The sequence below is a fragment of the Kitasatospora sp. NPDC127060 genome (assembly GCF_042724935.1).
In the GTDB taxonomy this organism is placed as follows: domain Bacteria; phylum Actinomycetota; class Actinomycetes; order Streptomycetales; family Streptomycetaceae; genus Kitasatospora.
Map to the genome: position 1 here is coordinate 109109 of NZ_JBHXEG010000015.1, position 21650 is coordinate 130758.

18 protein-coding genes and 2 pseudogenes are annotated in these 21650 nt (G+C 75.2%); 8 read left to right on the plus strand and 12 right to left on the minus strand.

Annotated elements, in window-relative coordinates; all coding sequences use genetic code 11:
- Positions 1-467: 467 nt before the first annotated feature.
- From ACFWIS_RS12000 to ACFWIS_RS12015, 4 genes are all read right to left on the minus strand, one after another.
- Positions 468-749, minus strand: a complete 282-nt coding sequence (locus ACFWIS_RS12000; protein ID WP_380461920.1) for a MerR family transcriptional regulator — start codon at positions 747-749, stop codon at positions 468-470.
- A 904-nt stretch (positions 750-1653) separates the two neighbouring features.
- Positions 1654-2943: a PP2C family protein-serine/threonine phosphatase gene (locus tag ACFWIS_RS12005; protein ID WP_380461913.1), complete on the minus strand. Its 1290-nt coding sequence runs from the start codon at positions 2941-2943 to the stop codon at positions 1654-1656.
- A 437-nt stretch (positions 2944-3380) separates the two neighbouring features.
- Complete coding sequence (locus tag ACFWIS_RS12010) at positions 3381-3554, minus strand: transposase (protein ID WP_380461911.1); 174 nt, start codon at positions 3552-3554, stop codon at positions 3381-3383.
- Between the two features lie 655 nt (positions 3555-4209).
- On the minus strand, positions 4210-4602 hold the full coding sequence (locus ACFWIS_RS12015; protein WP_380461909.1) for a hypothetical protein: 393 nt from the start codon (positions 4600-4602) through the stop codon (positions 4210-4212).
- Positions 4603-5344: 742 nt separating this feature from the next.
- Here ACFWIS_RS12015 and ACFWIS_RS12020 point away from each other — a divergent pair.
- Complete coding sequence (locus ACFWIS_RS12020; RefSeq protein WP_380461908.1) at positions 5345-6664, plus strand: helix-turn-helix domain-containing protein; 1320 nt, start codon at positions 5345-5347, stop codon at positions 6662-6664.
- Positions 6665-6737: 73 nt separating this feature from the next.
- Here ACFWIS_RS12020 and ACFWIS_RS12025 read toward each other — a convergent pair whose 3' ends face one another.
- Complete coding sequence (locus tag ACFWIS_RS12025; RefSeq protein WP_380461906.1) at positions 6738-8129, minus strand: alpha/beta fold hydrolase; 1392 nt, start codon at positions 8127-8129, stop codon at positions 6738-6740.
- A 540-nt stretch (positions 8130-8669) separates the two neighbouring features.
- Between ACFWIS_RS12025 and ACFWIS_RS12030 the strand changes: the two genes are divergently transcribed.
- Together ACFWIS_RS12030 and ACFWIS_RS12035 are read left to right on the plus strand one after the other, a co-directional pair.
- Complete coding sequence (locus ACFWIS_RS12030; RefSeq protein WP_380523833.1) at positions 8670-10139, plus strand: phenylacetate--CoA ligase family protein; 1470 nt, start codon at positions 8670-8672, stop codon at positions 10137-10139.
- A complete protein-coding gene (locus ACFWIS_RS12035; protein WP_380461903.1) occupies positions 10140-11183 on the plus strand; it encodes a hypothetical protein in 1044 nt (347 codons plus the stop codon).
- 12 nt (positions 11184-11195) lie between these two features.
- Here the strand turns inward: ACFWIS_RS12035 and ACFWIS_RS12040 are convergent, their stop codons facing one another.
- Entirely contained in the window at positions 11196-11762 is a 567-nt protein-coding gene (locus ACFWIS_RS12040) for a TetR/AcrR family transcriptional regulator (RefSeq protein ID WP_380461901.1), read from the minus strand.
- A gap of 451 nt (positions 11763-12213) precedes the next feature.
- On the opposite strand from ACFWIS_RS12040, the gene ACFWIS_RS12045 reads away from it, so the two are divergent.
- The gene (locus ACFWIS_RS12045; RefSeq protein WP_380461899.1) at positions 12214-13269 is read left to right on the plus strand and encodes an NAD-dependent epimerase/dehydratase family protein; all 1056 of its coding nucleotides are present in this window, start codon (positions 12214-12216) and stop codon (positions 13267-13269) included.
- A 13-nt stretch (positions 13270-13282) separates the two neighbouring features.
- Here ACFWIS_RS12045 and ACFWIS_RS12050 read toward each other — a convergent pair whose 3' ends face one another.
- Positions 13283-14431 carry a sensor histidine kinase gene (locus tag ACFWIS_RS12050; RefSeq protein WP_380461897.1) on the minus strand — a complete coding sequence of 383 codons (1149 nt, stop codon included), beginning with the start codon at positions 14429-14431 and terminating at the stop codon, positions 13283-13285.
- Entirely contained in the window at positions 14428-15261 is an 834-nt protein-coding gene (locus ACFWIS_RS12055; protein WP_380461895.1) for a response regulator transcription factor, read from the minus strand. Before ACFWIS_RS12055 ends, ACFWIS_RS12050 begins: the two co-directional genes overlap by 4 nt.
- A gap of 191 nt (positions 15262-15452) precedes the next feature.
- Here ACFWIS_RS12055 and ACFWIS_RS12060 point away from each other — a divergent pair.
- The 4 genes and pseudogenes from ACFWIS_RS12060 to ACFWIS_RS12075 form a co-directional block, all read left to right on the plus strand.
- Positions 15453-16163: pseudogene (locus ACFWIS_RS12060) on the plus strand (glycosyltransferase family 2 protein); the annotation flags it as partial.
- Between the two features lie 102 nt (positions 16164-16265).
- Positions 16266-16793, plus strand: a complete 528-nt coding sequence (locus ACFWIS_RS12065) for a DUF2064 domain-containing protein (RefSeq protein WP_380461919.1) — start codon at positions 16266-16268, stop codon at positions 16791-16793.
- Positions 16790-17443 (plus strand): SAM-dependent methyltransferase, encoded by a 654-nt coding sequence (locus tag ACFWIS_RS12070; protein ID WP_380461893.1) that lies wholly within the window; start codon positions 16790-16792, stop codon positions 17441-17443. The genes ACFWIS_RS12065 and ACFWIS_RS12070 overlap by 4 nt, the downstream gene beginning before the upstream one ends.
- An 83-nt stretch (positions 17444-17526) precedes the next feature.
- Positions 17527-18675, plus strand: coding sequence for a thioesterase domain-containing protein (locus ACFWIS_RS12075; protein ID WP_380523834.1), 1149 nt, complete (start codon positions 17527-17529; stop codon positions 18673-18675).
- Positions 18676-18685: 10 nt separating this feature from the next.
- Here the strand turns inward: ACFWIS_RS12075 and ACFWIS_RS12080 are convergent, their stop codons facing one another.
- The 4 genes and pseudogenes from ACFWIS_RS12080 to ACFWIS_RS12095 form a co-directional block, all read right to left on the minus strand.
- Positions 18686-19345 carry a cytochrome b/b6 domain-containing protein gene (locus tag ACFWIS_RS12080; RefSeq protein ID WP_380461890.1) on the minus strand — a complete coding sequence of 220 codons (660 nt, stop codon included), beginning with the start codon at positions 19343-19345 and terminating at the stop codon, positions 18686-18688.
- A complete protein-coding gene (locus tag ACFWIS_RS12085) occupies positions 19329-20042 on the minus strand; it encodes a molybdopterin-dependent oxidoreductase (protein ID WP_380461889.1) in 714 nt (237 codons plus the stop codon). Before ACFWIS_RS12085 ends, ACFWIS_RS12080 begins: the two co-directional genes overlap by 17 nt.
- A gap of 65 nt (positions 20043-20107) precedes the next feature.
- Positions 20108-21496, minus strand: coding sequence for a hypothetical protein (locus ACFWIS_RS12090; RefSeq protein WP_380461888.1), 1389 nt, complete (start codon positions 21494-21496; stop codon positions 20108-20110).
- A pseudogene (locus ACFWIS_RS12095) lies at positions 21480-21650 on the minus strand (5'-methylthioadenosine phosphorylase); the annotation flags it as partial. The gene ACFWIS_RS12090 and the pseudogene ACFWIS_RS12095, both read right to left, overlap by 17 nt.

The following is a 21650-nucleotide window of genomic DNA, read 5'->3' on the forward strand; positions in this document are numbered from 1 at the left end:
CTTTGATTTGTGGCCCTCCACCCCCGCCCCAAACCCGCGGGGCACCGTGCGTTTGGGCTTATCTGACGATCCCCCCCGCCCCCCATGGGGCGGGCCCCCGTGGGGCCCACCCCCAGGGGCCCCGGCCGCAGTCGCCGCAGGTCCCAGTGTCGCTCACCGCTGCCTTCGGCCCCGCGTCTCGCCGGAGGAGGCCCTCCGGGCAGTGGACGCGCAGGTCGGTGCGGCCTCACGTGACCCCGGAATCCCGCTGCCTGGAAGCGGCTCCGCAGGAGTGGAACCCACACACCCAGCACCTGGTCGACGCCGGGCGGTGCAGCGGGGCCGCGAGCGGTGCGGCAGGTGCCGGGCGGCCGGAACGGTGCGCAACGGTCGTCCGGTGCACCGAAACGGCGGACTCGTCTTTGGGGCGGCCGGCGGTGCACGGTTGGCGCCCACCGCGGGCCGGTCTCGTCGCCCTGGTGGGCGGGTCAGGTGTCGGCCGCAGGTTCCTGGCCGTGCTGGGAGGCGCGCAGTTGCTCGTTGATGCGCAGCGCTTCCTCGAGCTGGTCTTCGAGGATGACGATGCGGCAGGCCGCGTCGATGGCGGTGCCCTGGTCGACGAGGTCACGGGCGCGCATCGCGATCCGCAGCTGGGAGCGGGAGTAGCGGCGGTGTCCGCCCTCCGAGCGCAACGGTGTGATGAGGCCCTGTTCGCCGAGGGAGCGTAGGAATCCGGGGGTCGTGCCGGTCATCTCGGCGGCGCGGCCCATGGTGTAGGCGGGGTAGTCGTCGTCGTCGAGGGAGTCGGGGGTATGCGGTCGGATGGTTGCCGTGGTCACTGCACCTCTTCTTGTTGTGTCGGGGGACGCGCTGAGGGGCCCCGGGGCCGTTGCGGCTCCCGGGGCCCCGAAGGGTTCTACACCATCTGCCGGCCCTGTAGCCGACTTCCTTGTGTCCGCCTCGCCCCGGGGGTGGGGGCGTGCGGGGATCGCGTATGCGTGACCGGAAACCACCGTCCTTGCCTTGGGGTCTTCGGAATCCGCCCGGGTGATGCTTCACGGGCCGGGCGATCCTGATGGCGCTCTGTCCCCTCCGTTCATCCTCTGTCCTGACCGAATTACTGCTTACTGCGAACTGCGGGTACTTCCAACTTCCGGATACTGCGACCTGCTGAACCGCTGGTACTGCGAACTGCGCGGTAGTGCCAACTAGCCGGTACTGCTGTGGCGGTCCTTGCGGTCCGCCGGTTCCGGCAGCCAGCCCCGTAGCCCGTCCTGCTCAACCACTCGGCCTGGAACCCCACTGCCGGACTCCCAGTACGCGCGCCGGCAGCCTGGCGCCTTCACTGGGGTACCGCGTACTGCGACTGCCGGTACTGCCTGACTCAACTTCACCTGCTGGTCATGCACTTGCCGAAATCGGTACCACTCGGTGGCGGCCCCTGATGCCTGCGGGCCACCTGGCTCGGTCGCCGACCCTGTCGCCTTGATGGACCATCCCTGGCTTCAGGACCCTGCAACCGTTCCTACCTGCGAACTTCTGTCCTGCTGCCCGCCAGTTCATGTCTGGCGGGTACCGCTTGACCTCGTCTACGAGAGAAACACTAACCACGGCGCACCGCAATGTCTACTCTGGCTGGAATAGATTTTTCGACGCAAGTCGGGGAGGTTTTCTTCACCCCGCACAGGGCGGGGCGGTCGGCCGCCCCAGCCGCGCCAGGACGGAGGACGCCCGTCCGGCGGGCGGGGTGCGCAGGGCGAGGACGGCGATGTCGTCGTGGCCGTCGCCGAGGTGGGCGTCGGCCAGCGTGCGGCACAGGTCTTCGAGGGGCAGAGCGGCGTGGGCGGCGGCGACCTGGGCAAGGGCGGTGAGGCCAGCGTCCAGGGGGCGGTGGGGGTGCTCGACCAGGCCGTCCGTGAAGAGCACGAGGGTGGCGTTGCCGGGCAGGGGGCGCTTGTGGTCGGGGCGGGGCACGCTGGGGTCGACGCCGAGGGGCGGGCCGGGGTCGGCGTCGAGGTAGAGGGTGGTGCCATCGGGGCCGATCAGGAGCGGTGGCGGGTGTCCGGCGTTGCTCCAGTGGAGTGTCCAGCCTCTTTCGGTGGGTTCGACGCGGGCGAGGCAGGTGGTGGTGATCGGGCTATCGGTGATCGCTTGGAGAATGCGGTCGAGCTTTGTCAGGACGGCGCTGGGCGGGGTGCGGCGGTCGTAGAGGAGGGCGCGCAGCATGTTGCGGGTCTGGGCCATGGTGGCGGCGGACTTCAGGTCGTGTCCGGCGACATCGCCGATGACCAGGGCGCAGGCGCCGTCGGGGAGCATCAGGGCGTCGTACCAGTCTCCGCCGACGTGGTCCGGGGTGGCGGCTGCCCGGTAGATCGCAGCGACGGAGAAGGGCGCCACATCGGGCAGGCCGGGAAGGAGGAGGCGCTGGAAGTACTCCGCGCTGGCACGGACCTGCCGGTAGAGCCGGGCGTTCTCGATGGCGAGGCCGGCCGCGCCGGCGAGCGCCACGAGGATGTCCTCATCGTGGTCGTCGAAGGGCCGCCCGTCGCGCCGCTCGCACAGGTAGAGGTTGCCGTAGACCCGCCCGCGTCCGGTGAGTGCCACCCCGAGCAGTGTCCGCATCGGCGGGTGGCCCGGCGGGAAGCCGACCGAGTCCGGGTGAGCGCCGATGTCCGCGACACGCAGCGGTTCGGGGTGCTCGATGAGATGTCCCAGGAGTCCGCGCCCGTGCGGGAGCGCGACCCCGGCCAGGGCTTCGACCTGCTGCTCACTCAGCCCGACGGGGATGAACTCCTCCAGGCGTTCACCGTCGTCGCTCAGCACACCGAGTGCGCCGTAGCGGGCGTCGACCAGGCCCATCGCGGTGGTGATCACCCGGCGGAGCACGACCGGCAGCTCCAGGTCCCTGCCCACCGCCATCACCGCGTCCAGCAGGTCCTGGAAACGGCGCTGGGTGTGGACCATGTCCCGTAGACCTCCGACTATCCGGTCCGTCTCGGTATCGACTCGGTGGCTGCGGTCGGAAACATCCGCCCATCCGGACCCATCGTCCGGATCCACCCGGCCCACCTTCGATGCCCCTGCTGGACGACCGCACCTTCGGCGCGTGACGCAACCCGGAGCCGGACACATCGGCGTGTCCTGCGTTCAACCGTAGGCAGGCCCATCGCCGACCGCGACCGCTCGGCGCCGCCGTCTCCTCAGCTCCCGCAGTATCACTCGGACGGCCTCCCGTGGGTGGCCGCGTCGGCAGCGGTGTCATCGTCGCTCCTCCGCCGTCCGGCGCCGGATGACGACCGTGGTGCGGCTGGACGTCGCCTGTGGCCAGGAGTCTCGTTCGCCCGCCGCAACTCCGCGTTTCCCTCGCGGAGTTGCTTCAGCTCCCTCCAGATCGGAGCTGGTCAGGCGATCGACGCGCTCACCGGCGTCGGCTTCGGCCTGGCGACCCAGGATGATGGGGCCTCCTTGTGGATGCCGAGGTCGCGGGCGGCGTGCGCCACCGGGCGGCCGGTCGAGCGGACCTCACGGACGGCGCGTTCGCGGCGTTCATCGGGGTACTTGCGTGGTGCTGGCACTGCCGTGGCTCTCCTTACGCCTGGATCGCAACCCGGGCTTCAAGGACTCCACGAAGATCAGTGCAGCTCGGCTGCCCCGCCAGGGAGCAGGTGTGCTCCGCCTCGGCCGCTGCCGTGGGCCTGCTCCCAGGGCATCACCGGTCCGGCATCCCGTGGCGGCGGTTCGCTCGCCTGCCGACTGACGCAACACCTCGAAGCGGGCACACGGCCAGGACAACCGCCAGACCGTGTTGCCCGATCCGCTCCCGGTCGGCGAGAGGGGCCGCTGTCCGAGGGCGTTCGACAGGGGATTCCCCCGACTGTCCGGCTTTCGATCACGCGGCACAGACTCGGTTCCAGGATCTCGTGGCGGCCGGGTCCGTGTCCGCGATATTGATCAACCGTGACGGAACGACGCCGGTACCCCTCGGAGCTGAACGACGATCAGTGGGAGCTCGTCGAGCCCCGTGCTGCTGGAGTGGCGACGCATCCGCGCCGAAGGACATGAGCCCACGACCGGGCTGCGCGAGATGGTCAACGCGATCCTCTACGTCCGCGCGGACCGGCATCGCATGGGGCTACCCGCCACACGACCCTCCGCCCATCGGTATCGACCACCCGCTCAGGGCCGCGTCGGTGTCCTTCCGGGGCGCGGTCAACCCAGAGGGCTGCGCGGTCAGCGGCGGCGGCCGCCGCCGACGTGGCGGTCGTTGGCCAGTGCGGTCAGCGGGCCGTACTCACAGGCAAGCTGGTTCCACGTCAGAACCTCGCCGCAGCGGGCCGGGAACGTCTTCGGGTCGAATTCGGGCATGGTCCAGGTGCCAGTGCCCCGGTCGCGCAGCCACAGGTCCCCGTCACCGTCGACCACGGTCGGCGGGGCCGGCACGGGATCGGCCTGATCGATGGGATCCCAGGTGACCCGGCCGGGGTGGGAGACGCGGCGCAGCTCGGTGGTGGCCAGCCGTGCGGCCAAGTCGCGGGTGGACTCTTCGGTGTCCTTGACCGACGCGAGCCGGTATGCGTCGTCGAGGACGGGCAGGGCTGGATTCTGGCTGCGCTTGGAACTCATACGCTGGCTACCTCCGTAGGGGACGCCACATCCGTTATGGCACCCCGTGCAGGAACACGGTATCCGAGGCGGGAGCCGGGCGGCCACAACCACCGTTCAGGTGGGGGCGGTGGATCGCGATGCACACCTGTGACGCCCGGCTCACCGTGGGCGCCGCGCAGCCGCTGCCGGCGGAGGTGGCACTGGACGGCGTCGAGGACTTCCTGTTCACCTGCTGCGCGTGGTCGGGCGTCTGGCCACACGAGCCGGCCGTCGTCGACTACCACACCACCGAGGACCACCGAGGGCCGCTCCTGGCGCTTCACGGTCGAGGCGGACGGCGCCCGCTCCTGGCGCCTCCGCCCGGCTGCGGGTGCCCCGGTACGACGGAAAGTCACGCACCGGCGGCACGTCCGCGAACGCGATCCCCACCACGCCCCTCAACGGCCACCGGACCTCGACCCCGCTCTCCACCCGAGCCAGATCGAAGCCGCCACCTCCAGCAGGGCCTCGTCAGCAACCGCACGCGTCGTGTCCATGGGACGACCATCACGGGTCCGGTGAGACCAGCCGGCATTGAGACAAACCGCCACCAGTCGAACTTCGCTGAGAGCAGCCGAAGTTCGCTGAGACAGGTCAGCCGTCCCGGCCGGGAGGTCCACCGGCGCGATGGGTAAGGTGGACCGGCGGAAGGGCTCTGAACAGCGGGGACGCGACGGGCCTGGAACCCTGGAACGTGACGTGGGGGGAACGGAGACGTCGGGTGTCGGACGAAACAGGGGCAGCGGGAACGCCGGAGTTCGCGCGGCTGTTGAGCGAACTCAAGGCCCGCTCCGGACTCAGCTACGGGACGCTGGCCAAGCGGCTGCACACGAGCACGTCCACGCTGCACCGCTACTGCAACGGCACGGCGCTGCCCCACGAGTTCGTGGCGGCGGAGCGGTTCGCCCGGCTGTGCCGCGCGACGCCGGAAGAGCTGATGGAACTGCACCGGAGCTGGATCCTGGCCGACGCGGTCCGGGGTCGCCGGGCCGAGCGGAGCGCGGAGCCGGACCAGGCACCGGAGCCCGCACCGGCGGCGGCCGGGACGCCCCCACCGAGCCTCCCCGCCGGGGGGCCGGTGCTCCAGGTGGTGGCACCGCCCGTGCCGTCGCGACGCCGCCGTACCGCGCTGATCGCCTCCGCCGCGGCCGTCGCGCTGCTGGCCGCCGTGCTGGCCGTCGCGGCCCCCTCGGTCTGGGGCGACGGCAGCGACGCGGGCGACCAACAGGCCGCCGGCGCGACGGCACCGGGCCCGAGGAGCACGACCACTCCGCCCTCCGCGCCCGCTACGACCGCCACGACGGGCACGACGGGCACGACCGGCACGCCGACCGCCCCGGAACCGCCGCCCGCAAGCACGGCTGCCGGGACCACCGACCCGAGCACCCCGGCGACCGGCGGCACCACGGCGGCGACCACCCCCGCCGCGCCCGACACCGCGCCCGCGCCGCTCACCGTCGGCGTCCGCCCGTACGTCTACGCCGACCCGTGCAGCCAGCACTTCCTGGTGAACAGCGCGCCGGCCCAGGTCGGCCCGCCCGCCCCCGAGCGCGACGCCCTGCGGTGGGCCGCCGCGTACGGCGCGGTGTCCTCCGGCGAGCAGGAGATCGCCCTCACCGTCCAGGGCACCGGGGCGGACACGGTCGTCCTGGAGGCGCTGCACGTGCGGGTCACGGCCAAGGGCGCGCCGCTGGCCTGGAACGACTACTCGATGGGGGTGGGCTGCGGCGGGGAGGTGGACACCAAGTCCTTCGACATCGACCTCGACCGGGGCAGTCCGGTGATCACCGTCAAGGGCGGCCAGCGCGACTTCCCGTACAAGGTCAGCAAGTCCGACCCGGAGGTCTTCTACGTCGTCGCGCACACCAAGGCGCACGACGTCCGCTGGGACCTCAGCGTGGACTGGTCCAGCGGGGACCGCCACGGCACCGTCCAGGTCGACAACCGCAGGACGCCCTTCCGCACCAGCGCGAACGTCAACCGCCCCGGCTACGACTACCCGCCGGGCTACAGCGAGTGGATCAAGCGCGAGGGCGGCTGAGTAGGCCATGGACCGGCCCCGAGGCCGAGCCGTTCCGTCCCCCCGTACGGAACGGCCCGCTTGATGGTGCCCGCTACTTCAGCAGGAAGTCGTAGACCGCCTGCCGCCCGGCCGGGTTCGCCGCCCGGTTCTGCACCGAGTGCGCCGCCCCGGGCACGATCACGATCTGCGGGTGGTGCGCCGACTCGGCCTGCTGGTACAGCCATTCGTACGGCGTGGCCAGGTCCCGGTCCCCGCCGAGCAGCAGCACCGGCACGTCGGGCAGCTTGCGGTGCTCCGGCGGCAGCGGCGGCACCTGCTCGCGCGGCCAGTCCAGGCAGACCAGCAGGGAGCCCAGCCCGGTCGCGGTCGCCGGGTCGTACGGCCAGGTCTGCTCGGCGGTGAGCCGCTGCCGGGTGCGCTCCACCGCCGCCGCGCGGCCCTCGACGGGGGTGTCGGCGGTGCCCCACGGGAAGCGTGAGTCGGCGCACAGGGCGGCGGAGTGCAGCCCCTGGCTGAGCTCCTCGGCCGGGGCGGCGTCGACCTCCCGGTGGACGAGGTCGAAGAAGTCCTGGAGCTTGGCGGGCTGCCCGGCGGCGGCCTCGTGCAGGATCTCCGGGACGGCGCCGTAGTCCGGGTCGATGAACTCGTAGCCGGTGAGCGCGCTCAGGATCTGCGCCCCGTTGCCGTATCGCCGGACGGTGGCGGCGAGGTCGGCGGCCGGGTCGGTGGTGCAGCCGGTGGCCTGGCAGGCGGCCCGCAGGACCCGGGCGGTGGCGGGCAGTGCGGCCAGGTCCAGGGGGTCGAAGCCCGCGCGCGGCGCCACCGAGTCGAGCACCAGCCGGGCCACCCGGGCCGGGTGAGCGAGGGCGTAGCGCCTGGCGACGACGGTGCCGTAGGAGACGCCGTCCAGCGTGAGGCGTTGGTCTCCGAGGGCGCGCCGCAGCAGGTCGATGTCGGCGACGGTGGCGGCCGTGCTGTAGAAGCGGGCGTTCGGGCCGAGGGCGGTGGCGCAGTCGGCGATGGACTGCTTGCGGGGCAGGGCGAGGTCGGAGGAGCCCATGTCCTCCTGGAGGCCCGGGCACTGGAGCGCGCCCCGGCCGGTGCCGCGCTGGTCGAACATCACCAGGCGGTAGTCCTTGAGGACGGGCGCCAGCTTGTCCGCCATCCGCTTGATCGTCGGGACGCCGGGCTGGCCGGGGCCGCCGACCAGGAACAGCAGGTCGCCCTTGGGGGCGTCGGCGTTGCCGCTCATCGCCACGTCGAGCGAGAGGGTGCCGGGGGTGGCGCCGCCGTGGTCGAGCGGCACGGTGAAGGTGCCGCAGGTGAACTCGGGCGCGTCCGGGCAGGGCGCCCGCCCGGTGATTCCGCCGCCGTGCCGCTGCGGGTCGGTCGGCGCCGCGACGGCCGGGCCGGCCAGTGTGGTGCCGGCGACCACCGCGACGGCGCCCAGCAGGGCGGCGACGCGGCCTCGTGTGCTCGTCATGTTCGTCCTTCCGGTCACGCCGCGTCCGTACTGGCGCGGCCACGGAAGCAGCCTGCACTCCGGGGCTCGCCGATGGCGAGAGTTCGGGCCGGAACCGCCGGGGACGGACCGCCAGAACCCGGATGGAGCACGGGCCGTACAGGAGTCGTACGGCGTCCGCGAGGGCGGCGGGCCGGGCTGTTCGACCCGGGGGGTGCCGGACCTGCAGCTGAGCACCCACCGGAGCCTTCCCCTCCGGGGCAACTGACAACTGATATGAATCACAGGAGAATTACCCATGCACATGGGCTGTTCCCGGCGCCCGAACCGCCCCTAGACTGCCGCTGCCCGCCGACCACACCCCGCGGGCGACACCCCAGCGCGCTCGGCCCCAACTCGCCGCGCGCGCCAGCACGGAGGAGGAACCGAGCATGGTCAAGCACTACCTCAAGTACGCCTTCAGCACCCTCACCGCCGCGATGTTCCTGCACATGGCCTGATCCGCACGACCCCGGCCAGGGCCGGGTGGCGTACCGTCCGACCCTGGCCCGGGGAGCCCGCTTGTTCGCGACCGCAATGAGCCAACTGCGCTACGGCGCAGCGATCCTGACGAACCGCAGGATCCGACCGGGCGACCTGGAACGCCTCGCCCGCGACCTGGTCGCCACCATCGCCGAATTCGGCGAGCCCGGCGAGGACTCCGCGCTGCTGCCCGGCCGGGCCGGGCACGTCGACCCCCAGCTGCGCCGCGAGGTGGCCCGGCGCAGCCTGCGCGCCACCGCCCGCGCCGCCGTCCGGCACACCGCCTACTACCGCCGGCTGTTCGCCGAACTCGACCTCGATCCAGCCACGTTGGAACCGGAGGACTGGTCACGGGTGCCGGTCACCCCCAAGCAGGCGCTGCGCGCGCTGCCCGCCGCCTTCGTCTCCGCCGCCGCCACGCCCGCTCTGATGGCGCTCACCACCGGCACCAGCGGCACCCCCACCGCGGTGTGGTTCTCCCGCGACGAGATCGAGACCGCCATCGCCTTCAGCACCATCTCCGCCGTGCTCGGCCTCGGGCTGCGGCCCCGCCACACCGTCGCCTACGCGGGCTGCTCCCGCGCCACCCTGCCGCTGGTGTACGCCGAGGAGTCGACCACCCGCGCCGGCGCCGGCTTCGTCCAGTTCGGCACCGTCGACCCGGCGCTGGCGCTGGACCGCCTGGCGGCCCCGCTCGGCCTGCCCGGCAAGGACCCGCAGATCACCCATCTGACCACCTCCGCCTCCTACCTGGCCGCCCTGGTCCAGGAGGCCGAGCAGCAGAAGTGGCAGAGCGCCGACTTCGGCCTGGAGTCGATCAGCGTCGGCGGCGAGGTGCTCTCCACGCCGCTGCGCCGCCGGGCCGAGGCGGTGTTCGGCGCCGCGGTGTCCTCCGCGTACCTGATGACCGAGATCCTGCCGTCCGGCGCCACCCCCTGCGCCCGCGGCCATCTGCACCACACCACCGAGTTCGGGCACCTGGAGGTGCTCGACCCGGTCAGCGGGGAGCCGACCGCCCCGGGCGGGATCGGCACCGTGGTGCACACCCCGTACGTGCCCTACCGCGAGTGCACCCTGCTCCTGCGCTACGCCACCGGGGACCTGGTCCGCCTCCCGGACGGGCCGCCGGACTGCGAACTCGCCCACCTGCCGGCCACCTCGGAGATCCTCGGCCGCTGGTCCGGCCCGCTGAGCACCGCCGTCACCACCCGGCAGGTGCTCGACCTGGTGGAGGCCGAACCGGAGGTCCCGCTGCCCGCCCGCTACGCCCTCACCGAGGGGCCGGAGGGGTCGGAGGGCCCCGCCCGGCTGCACCTGCTGGTCCCCCGGCTGCCCGCGACCGCCCTGCACGGCCGGCTGGAGGAGCGGGCCGGGGAGGCCGGGCTGCGGCTGGCCGGCATCGTGCTGCACGAGGACCGGGCCACCATGCCGCCGACCGCCCCCGTCCGCGCCGACCTGCGCGAACACAGCTTCGAGACATCGGGCGCCGGGCGCCCCGGGAGGCCGTGAATGGACGTCAGCCCCCTCGCGCTCACCGCGCTGAGCGCCGCGGTGGCCGTCGAGATCGCCGTCGCGGCCCGGTATCTGGCCGGGGTCCGGATGCCCCGGCCGCCGGTCGGGGTGTACACCGGGGGCGACATCGCCGTGCTGTGCGCCGGTGTGGTCGTCGCGCCGCTGCTGTACACCGCGCTGCCCGGGGCGGCCGTCTCCGCCGTGTTCGGCCTGGTGCTCTGCCTGGCCGTGCAGTTCACCCTCGCCCCGCTGCTCGCCGCCACCGGGCTGCGGGCCGCGCCGTGGTCCTGGGCGGCCGCCCTCGGGGGCACCGCCGCCACCGGGCTCGCCGCCCTCACCGGCCACCCCGGCGGCGCCCGGGCCGGCAGCGACCTGCTGATCGCCGTCGCGGTGGTCGGCGTCGCCAACCTGTGGACCCAGAGCGGCCTGCGGGCCGGCCACACCGCCGCGCTGGCCGCCGTGCTCACCGGGTACGACCTGGCCGCCACCACCCTCACCGACACCACCGCCCGCTTCTTCGAGCAGGTCCGCGACCGGCCGTTCGCCCCGATGCTGGCCCTCACCGGCGGGTCCCAGCCGGTCGCGGTCGGCCTCGGCGACCTGCTGCTGCTCGTCCTGTTCCCGCTGGTCGCCGCCAAGGCCTACGGCCGCACCGCCGCGTGGGCGGCCGCCCTGGCCGGTCTGCTGGTGACCGGCGCCGTCAGCACCTGCTTCGCCCTCGGCCTGCTGTCCACCGGCTTCCCGCTGCTCACCGCGCTCGGCCCGCTGATCGTCGCCCAGCACCTCCACTGGCGGCGCCGCTCGGGCGGTGAGCGCACCACCGCCCAGTGGCGCGAGGGCCGTTCCGCCCCGCCGCCGCCACCGTCCGGCACGGAACTCGCCGCCGCCCTGGCCGCCCCCGCCCCCGAGGGCGCGCCGCCGGGCAGCTGGCTGGCCCTCGGCGCCGGCCGGGTGCTGGGCACCGGCCCGACCCCGGGGCGGGCCCGCCGCGACGCCCGCCGCCAGGGAGCGGAGGCCCCCACCACGGCCCGGATGGTCTGAGCGGAGCCTGGCTCAGCCCAGGGTGGCGTCCAGGAAGTCCCGCCAGGCGGCGTGCACCCGCCCGACGTCGGCCTCGCCCTCGCCGGCGAGCAGGTCCAGCAGCAGTCCGCGCAGGACGGCGAGCACCACGGTGGCGTTGGCCCGGGTGCCGTCCAGCACCCGTTCCAGCGGCGGCAGCCACTCCTCCAGCGAGGCGGTGCCGAAGTCCAGCCAGGGCTCCGCCCGTCCGAAGGCGCGGACGTAGCCCTCGAAGAACAGTCGCAGCGCGCCCCGGCGTCCGGGGTCGGCCAGCCAGGCCCACAGCAGTTCCAGGGTCTCCCGGGCGGTGCCGCCCTCCTGCTCGGAGCGTTCCAGCAGCGCCAGCTGCTCGGCCCGGCCGGCCGCCAGCACCTCCCGGACGAGGTCCTCCTTCGAGCCGAAGAGGTAGAGCAGCACGCGCGGGCTGGTGCCGATCGCGGCCGCCGGCGGGCGCAGCGAGAGGTCGGACGCGTTGTGCTCGGCGACGTAGCGGACGGTCGCGGCGAGGAGGTCCTCTCGGTCCAGCGCCGGAAGGCCCGGCGCAGGCCCGCGGGTCGGCACAGCCGAGGCGGGCGGCGATCGACTGGACCGGACCCCAGGACCGACCAATCCCGGTTCGCCGACCTGCAGTTCTGGACGGACGAGCCCGGAACCGCTCTCCTACTGGACAGTTGGCAGGTCTGACGGGGCTTCAGGTCGGGCATAAGACCAGCAACCGGTTATGGGCCCGGCCGCGACTCCCCCACGAGTGCGACCGGGCCCCGACCGGTGACCGGGCCTGGGCGTGACTCCCCCCACGGAGCAGCGGCCGGGCCCGATTGCTGTTCATCCGGCGACACGCAGCGTACATGTCATCTCTACCCAGCGCTACCTCACGGTCGACCGAGTCGCCGGCTGTCGACAGTTTCCGGCAGTTGTCGACAGGGGTGCCATCGCCCGGAGTCTTACCGAAGCGTGACACGGCCTCCGGATCGGCCCGGTGCCGGGGCGGCGGGCGATAGCGTCGCCGGTCATGAGGATTCTGGTCACCGGCGGCGCCGGATTCATCGGTTCGGCGGTCGTACGGGCCCTGGTCGCGGCGGGTCACGACGTCCGGGTGCTGGACGCGCTGCTGCCCGCCGTCCATCCCACCGGGGCTGGCCCCGCGCTGCCGGAGGGCGTCGACTTCCGGCACGGGGACGTCCGGGACGCGGCGGCGGTCGGCTCGGCGCTGGCCGGGGTGGACGCGGTCTGCCACCAGGCCGCCATGGTGGGCCTGGGCCTGGACCTCGACGACGCGCCCGCCTACGCGGGTTGCAACGACCTGGGCACGGCCGTGCTGCTCGCCGCGATGGCCCGCGCGGGCGTGCGCAGCCTGGTCCTCGCCGGCTCCATGGTGGTCTACGGCGAGGGCCGCTACCGCTGCCCGGAACACGGGGAGGTCGCCCCCGGCCCCCGGCACCCCGGCGAGCTGGACGCCGGCCGCTTCGAGCCGCCCTGCCCCGAGTGCGGCGCCGCGCTGCACCCCGGCCTGGTCGCCGAGGACGCCCCGGCCGACCCGCGCAACGTCTACGCGGCCACCAAGCTCGCCCAGGAGCACCTGGCCGGCGCCTGGGCCCGCGCCTGCGGCGGCCGGCTCCTGACGCTGCGCTACCACAACGTCTACGGCCCCGGGATGCCGCGCGACACCCCGTACGCCGGGGTGGCCTCGCTGTTCCGCTCGGCGCTGGCCCGGGGCGAGGCGCCGCGGGTGTTCGAGGACGGCGGGCAACGCCGGGACTTCGTGCACGTCCGGGACGTCGCGGACGCCAACCTCGCCGCGCTCACGGCCGTCGGCGACCGCCCGCCGGGCAGCGTCCGGGCGTACAACACCGGCAGCGGCGAAGTCCGTACGGTCGGCGAGATGGCCGGGGCGCTGGCCGCCGCCCACGGCGGGCCGGCGCCGGTGGTCACCGGCCAGTACCGGCTCGGCGACGTCCGGCACATCACCGCGGACTCCGCGCGGCTGCGCGCGGAGCTGGGCTGGCGGGCCCGGGTGGCCTTCACGGCGGGCATGACGGAGTTCGCGGCGGCGCCCCAGCGCGGGTGACCGCGGCCGGCGCTCAGCCCCGGGCGGCCGGCAGCACGATCTCGAAGCAGCAGCCCCCGGCGACGTTGCGCACCCGGGCCCGCCCGGCGTGCGCCTCCACGATGCCGCGGACGATGGCCAGCCCGAGCCCGGCGCCGCCCTCACCCCGCTCCCGGGCACTGCCCGGATCGGCCGAGCGGGGCGTGCGGGCGGTGCTGCCTCGCCAGCCCGTCTCGAACACCCGGGGCAGGTCCGGCTCCGGGATACCGCCGCAGCCGTCGGTGACCGTCAGCACCACCTCGTCCGCCTCCCGGCGGGCCGAGACGGCGACCACGCCGTCCTCCGGGGTCGACCGGATGGCGTTGACCAGCAGGTTGCCGAGCACCCGGGTGATCTCGCCGGAGTCCACCTCCACCGGTTCGGCGGCGACCTGCCCGCCCTCCAGCCGGACCCCGCGCTGGCGGGCCAGCGGATGGGCCCCGGCGAGCGCCTCGTCGACCAGGTCGTACACCGACACCCGGGACACCGAGAGGGCCAGCGCCCCGGCCTGGATCCGGGACAGCTCGAAGAGGTCGTCCACCATCCCGGTGAGCCGCTCGACCTCGGCGCGCATCCGCCGCAGGTAGTCCTGCGGGTGCTCGGCGACACCGTCCTCCAGCGCCTCCGCCATGGCCCGCAGGCCCGCCAGCGGGGTGCGCAGGTCGTGCGAGATCCAGGCGATCAGCTCGCGGCGGGAGGCGTCCAGGGCCTGGGTCCGGGCCCGGGACTCCGCGAGCCGGGCGCTGGTGGCGGCCAGTTCGGCGCCCAGCTGGGCCAGTTCCAGGCCCAGCGGGCGCTCCGGCGCGGTGAACCCGGCGTCGCTGCCGACCGTCCGGGCCGCGGCGGTCAGCGCCCGGCTCCCGGCCACCACCTGGCGCCCCAGCAGCGCCGCAGTGGCCAGCGAGACCACGGCGGCCATCGCCAGCACCGTGATCACCACGCCCAGATCGTGCCGGGACAGGAACATCGCCTGGGCCACCGCGAAGGTCCCGGAGGTGACCGCCAGCACGGTGACGGCGGCGACGCAGAACAGCGACAGCGCGAGCGAACGGCGCCGGAGCAGCCGCACCGCCAGCCAACCGAGCAGGCCGGCCCCGCCGGCGCCGAGCGCGGCGAACAGGGCGATCAGCAGCAGGTCCTTCACGCCGCCCCGCCCTCTCCGGACTCCGGGCCTCCGGCCGGGGCCGGGTCGTAGCGGTAGCCCACGCCCCAGACCGTGCAGATCAGCCGCGGCGCGGCCGGGTCGTCCTCGATCTTCTCCCGCAGGCGGCGGACGTGGACGGTCACCGTGGAGAGGTCGCCGAAGTCCCAGCCCCAGACCCGCTCCATCAGCTCCTGCCGGGCGAACACCGTGTGCGGGTGCCGGAGCAGGAACGCCAGCAGGTCGAACTCCCGCAGGGTGAGCGCCAGTTCACGTCCGTCCCGGTACGCCCGGCGGGCCTGCGGGTCGAGCGCGACGTCCCCCGAGACCACCCGCCCGCCGACCCCTCCGGCCGCCGCGCCCGCACGGGAGCGGCGCAGCACCGACTGCACCCGCAGGACGAGTTCGCGCGGGCTGAACGGCTTGGTGACGTAGTCGTCCGCGCCCAGTTCCAGCCCCAGGATGCGATCGGTCTCGTCCCCCTTGGCGGTGAGCAGGACGACCGGCAGCTCGGCACCGTCCGGGTCGGCCCGCAGCCTGCGGAGGATCTCCAGACCGTCGATGCCCGGGAGCATCAGGTCCAGGACCAGCAGGTCCGGCCGGGCGCTACGGGCCAGGGCCAGCCCCGCGGGGCCGTCGGCGGCGCGGTCGACCTGGTGACCGGCCCGGGTGAGGTAGCCGGCGACGACCTCGGCCACGGTGGGGTCGTCGTCGACCACCAGGACGCGGCTGGGCCGCGCCGGACCGGCGGGGGCGGGCGCCGGGCCGTCCGGGGCAGGGGCCGCTCCGGCGGGGATGGGCGCCGCTCCGGCGGGGATGGGGCTCTCGTTCACCTCGCCGAGGATACGAGGCGCCGGCCCCGACGGACGGCCTGCGGGCCCCGCGTCCGACTTCCGTAAGAACCTCGCTGCGGTGCCCGCCACCGGCACGCGCTCCCCCGAACGGGCCCCGCCGCCCGGCCGTCGTACTTCCGTAAGGGCGCGGCTGGGCCCCGGCGGTGCCGGCCGCGGCTAGCGTGACCGGCGTGACTCCTCCCCTCCCTCCCGCAGCGGTCGTCGACGTCGTCCTGCCCTGCCTCGACGAGGCCGCCGCCCTGCCCTGGGTGCTCGGACGCATCCCGGCCGGCTGGCGGGCCGTCGTCGTGGACAACGGCTCACGCGACGGCTCCGCCGAGCTGGCCCGCTCCCTCGGCGCCACCGTCGTCGAGGAACCCCGGCGCGGCTTCGGCGCCGCCTGCCACGCCGGCCTGCGCGCCGCCACCGCCGAGCTGGTCTGCTTCATGGACTGCGACGGCTCGCTCGACCCCGCCCAACTCCCCCGGGTCACCGGCCCGGTGCTGGCCGGCGCCGCCGACCTGGTGCTCGGCCGCCGCCGGCCCGCCACCGCCGGCGCCTGGCCGGTGCACGCCCGGCTGGCCAACGCCGTCCTCGCCCGCCGACTGCGGGCCCGCACCGGCGCCCGGCTGCACGACCTCGGCCCGATGCGGGCCGCACGGCGGGAACGCCTGCTCGCCCTCGGCCTCGGCGACCGGCGCTCCGGCTACCCGCTGGAGATGGTCCTGGCGGCCTCCGCCGCCGGGCTGCGGATCGCCGAGACGCCCGTCGACTACCTGCCGCGCGCGGGCCGCTCCAAGGTCACCGGCACCCTGCGCGGCACCCGCCAGGCCGTCCGCGACATGCGGGCGGTGCTGGCCGCGCCGCCGCCCACCCTGCTGGTGATCGCCAAGGCGCCCGTCCCCGGCCGGGTGAAGACCCGGCTCACCCCGCCCTGCACCCCGGCGCAGGCCGCCGCCCTGGCCGAGGCAGCGCTGGCCGACACCCTGCACGCCCTGACCACGATGCCCGCCGGGCGCCGCCTGCTGGTCCTGGACGGCGAGCCGGGCGACTGGCTGCCGCCGGGCTGGGAGGTCCTCCCCCAGGGCGGCGGCGGCCTGGACCGACGGCTCGCCGCCGCCTTCGCCCACGCCGCCCGGCTGGCCCCGGACGCCCCCGCGCTGCTGGTCGGCATGGACACCCCGCAACTCGCCCCGGCCGCCCTCGCCGAACCGCTGTCCGCCGCCCGGCGGCCGGGCCTGGACGCCTGGTACGGCCCGGCGGCCGACGGCGGGTTCTGGGCGCTCGGCCTGGCCCGGCCGACCGAGCGGCTGGCGGCGCGCCTGCTGCACGACGTCCCGATGTCCACCCCGGACACCGGCGCGGCCCTGCTCCGGCGGCTCGCGGAGGCCGGCCTGGCCGTCCACCGGCTGCCCCGGCTGACCGACGTCGACACCGTCGACGACGCCCGGCAGGTCGCCGAGGAAGCCCCGCACAGCCGCTTCGCCACCCGGCTGCGCGCCCTCGACTCCGTTCCGGAGGTGGCGAGTTGACGGTCGCCGCACCCTGGGTGGACGACCCCTTCGCGGAGGCCGTCCGCACCGGCTACGGCCCGCTCTGGCTGCGCCGCGAGGACGGCCGGCGGCTGCACCTGGACATCGAGCGCTGGTGCGCCCCGGCGGCCGGCGCCGACCACAGCCTGCTGCTGCGCTGCGCCCGGCTGGCCACGCCCGTCCTGGACCTCGGCTGCGGCCCGGGCCGGCTGGTGGCCGCGCTGCTCGCCCTCGGGGTGCCGACCCTCGGGGTGGACGTCACCAGGGCGGCGGTGGCCCGCACGGTGGGCCTGGGCGGGGCGGCGCTCTGCCGTTCGGTGTTCGACCGGCTGCCGGCCGAGGGCCGCTGGGGCGCTGCCCTGCTCGCGGACGGCAACCTCGGCATCGGTGGCGACCCGGACGCCCTGCTCCGCCGGGGTGCCGAACTCCTCGCCCCCGACGGGCTGTTGCTGGTGGAGGTGGAGCCGGAGGAGGTGGACGAGCGGTCCGTCGTCCGGGTGGAGGGGCCGGACGGCCGACTCGGCCCGGCCTTCCCCTGGGCGCGGCTCGGAACGGCCGCCGCCCTGCGGCGGGCCCGCGCCGCCGGGCTGGTCGAGACGGAGCGCTGGACCTCGCACGGCCGCCGCTTCCTCGCCCTGCGCAAGGGCTGAACCGGCCCGCCGGGAGCCGTGCGCCACACTAGGCCCTGTCCGGCGAACCGGACGGCACCGTACGGGAGGGGGCAGCGGTGGGCATGGACACCGTCAGGTCGTTGGCGGCGGCACTCGGGGGCGGGGACGACGCCGTACGGGAGGTCGGTCCGGGTCACCACCGGCTGGCCGTCCCGGACCAGCACGGCGACGGCTTCACCGTGGACGTCCTCGGCGACGGACGCACCGCGCACCGGGTGCTCCACCTGCTGCCCGGCGGCGGCCTCAACGTCGACGCCGACTACTGCACCGCCCAGGGCCGCGGCCTGGCCCGCTACTTCGCCGACCACGGCTACCTGGTGATCGGCACCACCCCCCGCGAGGACGCGCTGGTCCCCGAGCGGATCGGCCCCCGGTGCGCCGACTGGGGCCTGGACGGCCACCGGGCGGACCTCGAACGGGTCGTCGCCGCCGCCGAGTCCGTCACCGGCCTGCCGCACGAGCTGCTCGGCCACTCGGCCGGGGCCGCGCTCGCCCTGGCCACCGCCGCCCGCAGCGGCGGCGCGGGCCCCCGGCGGGTGCTCGTCCTGGACACCACCGGGCCCTACCACCCGCAGCGGGAGCCGGAGTCGCTCGCCCGGGCCGAGGCGCTGACCGACCTGTTCCGGCAGCAGCTGGACGCCGGCGTCCGGACCGTCGACCCCGGGCTGAAGGGCCTGTTCGCCCGCGCGGCAACCGCCCCGGACGCCCCGAGCGGGGTGCCCCGGCCGGTGGACGGGGCAGCCCCGTTCAGCAACCTCGGGCTGCTCCACTACGCCCTCACCCACACCCGGGACCTGCCCGGCCCGGCGAACTGGATCCACCACCGCGGGCACAGCGCCGGCGGCTACCGCTTCGGCGCCACCCCCGCCGAGGACCACTTCACCCTGACCCACACCCCACTGGCCGTCTGGCAGCAGGCGGTCGCCCGCCTCGGCAGCGGCCTCCAGCCGACCGCGCTGCTGCGCGACCTGGCGGCGATCTGGGCCGGCCGAACCGAGACCTACGCGATCGACTGGGCCGCGATCCGGGCCGAAGTGGTCTGGCTGAACGCCGAGTTCGGGCGCGGCGACCACGACCTCGGCGCCCGGCTGATCGCCCGGGGCGGCGCGAACGTCGACTACCGGGTGGTGCCGGACTACGGCCACGGCGACGTGGTCTGGTCGGCCACCGCCGAGCGCGACGTGGGGAGCCTGCTGCTGCCCCCGCGGTGACGGCCGGCCGTCAGGTCCGCTCGCCGGCGCCCGTCCGCAGCGGCTCCGGGCCCTCGGGCGCAGGATCCTCGGGCGCCGGGCGCCACTGCGGGTGCTCGCGCTCGGCCCAGCTCCGCTCGACCAGCCCGGTGCGCATCCCCAGCCGCGACTCGCCGTCCCGCCAGGCCATCCGGACGTGCCCGGCGACCACCACGGCGATGGCGGCGGCCAGCCAGTCGTGCACGAAGGTCGCGCCGGTGCGCCAGGCCGGCGGGGCGAGGTGGGTGAGCCACATCAGCAGCCCGGTGCCGAGGATCACCAGCATCGACCCCAGCGTCCACTGGGCGTACAGCTTCTGCCCGGCGTTGAACTTGCCGGCCGGGCGGTGCGCGGCCCGGGCCCGGAGGGAGCGCAACCACTGCCGGTCCGCCGGGGTGAAGCGGCTCAGCCGGGAGAAGTCGGCGCGCAGCGCCCGGGAGGCGAGACCGAGCAGCAGCGGCACCGGCAGTGCCAGGCCGCACCACACGTGCACGGTGACCACCAGCGGCCGGTTGCCGACCAGTTGGGCGAGCGGCGCGAGGTAGAGGCAGGCGGCGGTGGCCAGGCAGACGCCCATCAGGGCGGCGGTGGTGCGGTGCACCCAGCGCTCGGCGCGGGTGAAGCGCAGGACCAGATCAGCTCGTCGGTGCATCGTCCCGCCCGTTCGACCGGCCGACCCAGGCGTCGACGTCATAACCGTTGCCCTCCCAGTACCCCGGCTGGACGGAGTCCGTGACGGTGATGCCGGAGAGCCACTTCGCGGACTTGTAGAAGTACATCGGCGCGACGTACAGCCGCACCGGCCCGCCGTGCTGGTGGCCGATCGGCTTGTCCTCCAGCCGCAGCGCCACCAGCACGTCGTCCCGCCGGGCCTGTTCGAGGGTGAGGCTCTCGGTGTAGGCGCCGTCGAAGCAGCTGAAGCGGACGGCCCTGGCCCCCGGCCGCACCCCGGCGGCGTCCAGCAGGTGCGCCAGCGGCACCCCCTCGAAGGGAGTGTTCGGCACCCGCCACCCGGTGACGCACTGGACGTCCTTGACCAGCCGCCGCTGCGGCATCGCCTGGAGGTCGGCGAGCCGGTGGGTGGCGGGGTGGTCCACCAGGCCGTCCACGGTGAGCGTGTAGTCGGCCGCGCCGCGCTCGGGGACGGAGGTCACCACCGAGTAGTAGCGGAAGCCGTTGTTGCCGGGCAGCAGCCCGGCCAGGCCGCTCGGGTCGCGCTCCGCCAGCCCGGACTCCACCCGTTGCAGGAACGGCCCGGCGGCCACCCCGGCCGCCCCGAGGCCGAGCAGCCCGAGCACCACCCGGCGCCCGACCGGGGTGCCCCGGCCCTCTTCGTCTGTTCTGTCCACGCGACTGTCCACGCGACGATTCGACCAGTTCAACCCGGTCCGGGGCCAGTCGCGGCGGCGTCCCGTCAGACTTTCGTCATCTCCGGCCCGGCGCCGCGCACCGGCCGCGGCGGCAGGGCGCGGGCCAGTCCGCGCACCGCGGGGACCACCAGCACGCAGACCAGCGCGGCGCCGTACGCGGTGCGCTGGGCCTCCTCGCCGCCCACCAGGTAGAGCAGTTGCCCGGCCGCCGGAACGGCCAGCCACTCCCAGCGGCCGTCCAGCGCGACCAGGGCCACCACCAGCAGCCCGTACCAGGGGTAGCTGGGGGCGACCAGCAGCAGGGCCGTCCCGGTCACCGTCAGCGCGCCCCGCCAGGGCCGGTCCGGGTCACCGCGCCGCAGCACCCCGAGCACCACCGCCGCCAGCACCAGGGCCGCCGCCCACGGCGCCCAGCGGTCCGGCAGCACCGCCCGCACCAGGCCGAAGCGCTCCAGGTGGCCCTGCTCGTAGCCCTCCTCCCGCAGGTAGCCGGGCAGGTAGCCGAGGACGCCCACGCCGGAGAGCGCGACGTACGGCAGGTAGGCCGCAGCGAAGGTGCCGAGGGCCGAGGCGAGCAGCACCAGGTCGCGCTTGGCGGGCCGCCGGGCGAGCAGGCCCGAGAGCGTCCCGGGCAGGGCGAGGGCCGGCAGCAGCTTGGTGGCGATCGCCGCCCCGAGCAGGGCGCCGCCGGCCCCGGCCCGACGGCGGGCCGCACAGCCGAGGCCGGCCACCATCAGCAGCGCGCCGAGGGTGTCCACGTGGGCGTCGTTGACGGCCCACACCGTCACGCCCGGGCACCAGCCCCACAGCGCCGCCCGCCGACTGCGCCCGCCGACGACCAGCAGCGCGCCGGTGGTGGCGACGGCCAGCAGGGCGCCGCCCACCTGGACACCGCGCACCCCGCCGCCGAAGGGGTGTTCGGCGAGGAACCAGGCCTCGGCGACCGGCGGGTAGACGGTGTGCACGGCGGGCCGGTTGATCCGGGTGCAGTCCCCGGCGGCGGTCCGGTGTTCGTCCCAGGCGGTGCAGCCGCCTGTCGTCGGGAACAGGCCGGGATCGCGCAGGGCGCGCAGGGCAGGGTCGTCCGGGGTGTGGGCGTACGGGGAGGTGCCGGCCGCCTGGACCCGGCCGTCCCACACGTAGCGGTAGGCGTCGTCGCTGGTGCGCGGCGGCGCGAGCAGCCCGACGGCGGCGACCAGGACGCTCCCGGCCAGGACGACCGGCACCACCCGGCGGTCCTCCACCCGCCGCAGCAGGAGCAGGGCGAGCGCGAAGAGGGCGGCGTCCAGGGTGTACCAGTCGTGCAGCGGCGCCCGGTCGGCGAGGGTGCCGCCGCCGGTCACGGTCAGGGCGAGGGCCGCGACCAGGGCGGCCAGGGCCGCGGCGCAGGGCAGGGTCCGGGTGAGCACCGGCCGGTCAGCGGCCCGGGACACCGGGCAGTCCGGTGGTGAGGCCGTCCAGGGCGTGCGGACAGGGGCACTCGCGGACCGCGGGCAGGGCCTCCAGGGCCTTGAACAGCACCGTGCGCAGTCGGTCGACGTTGCCCGCGAAGACCTCCAGCACCTCCGCGTGGGTCACCCCGTCCCC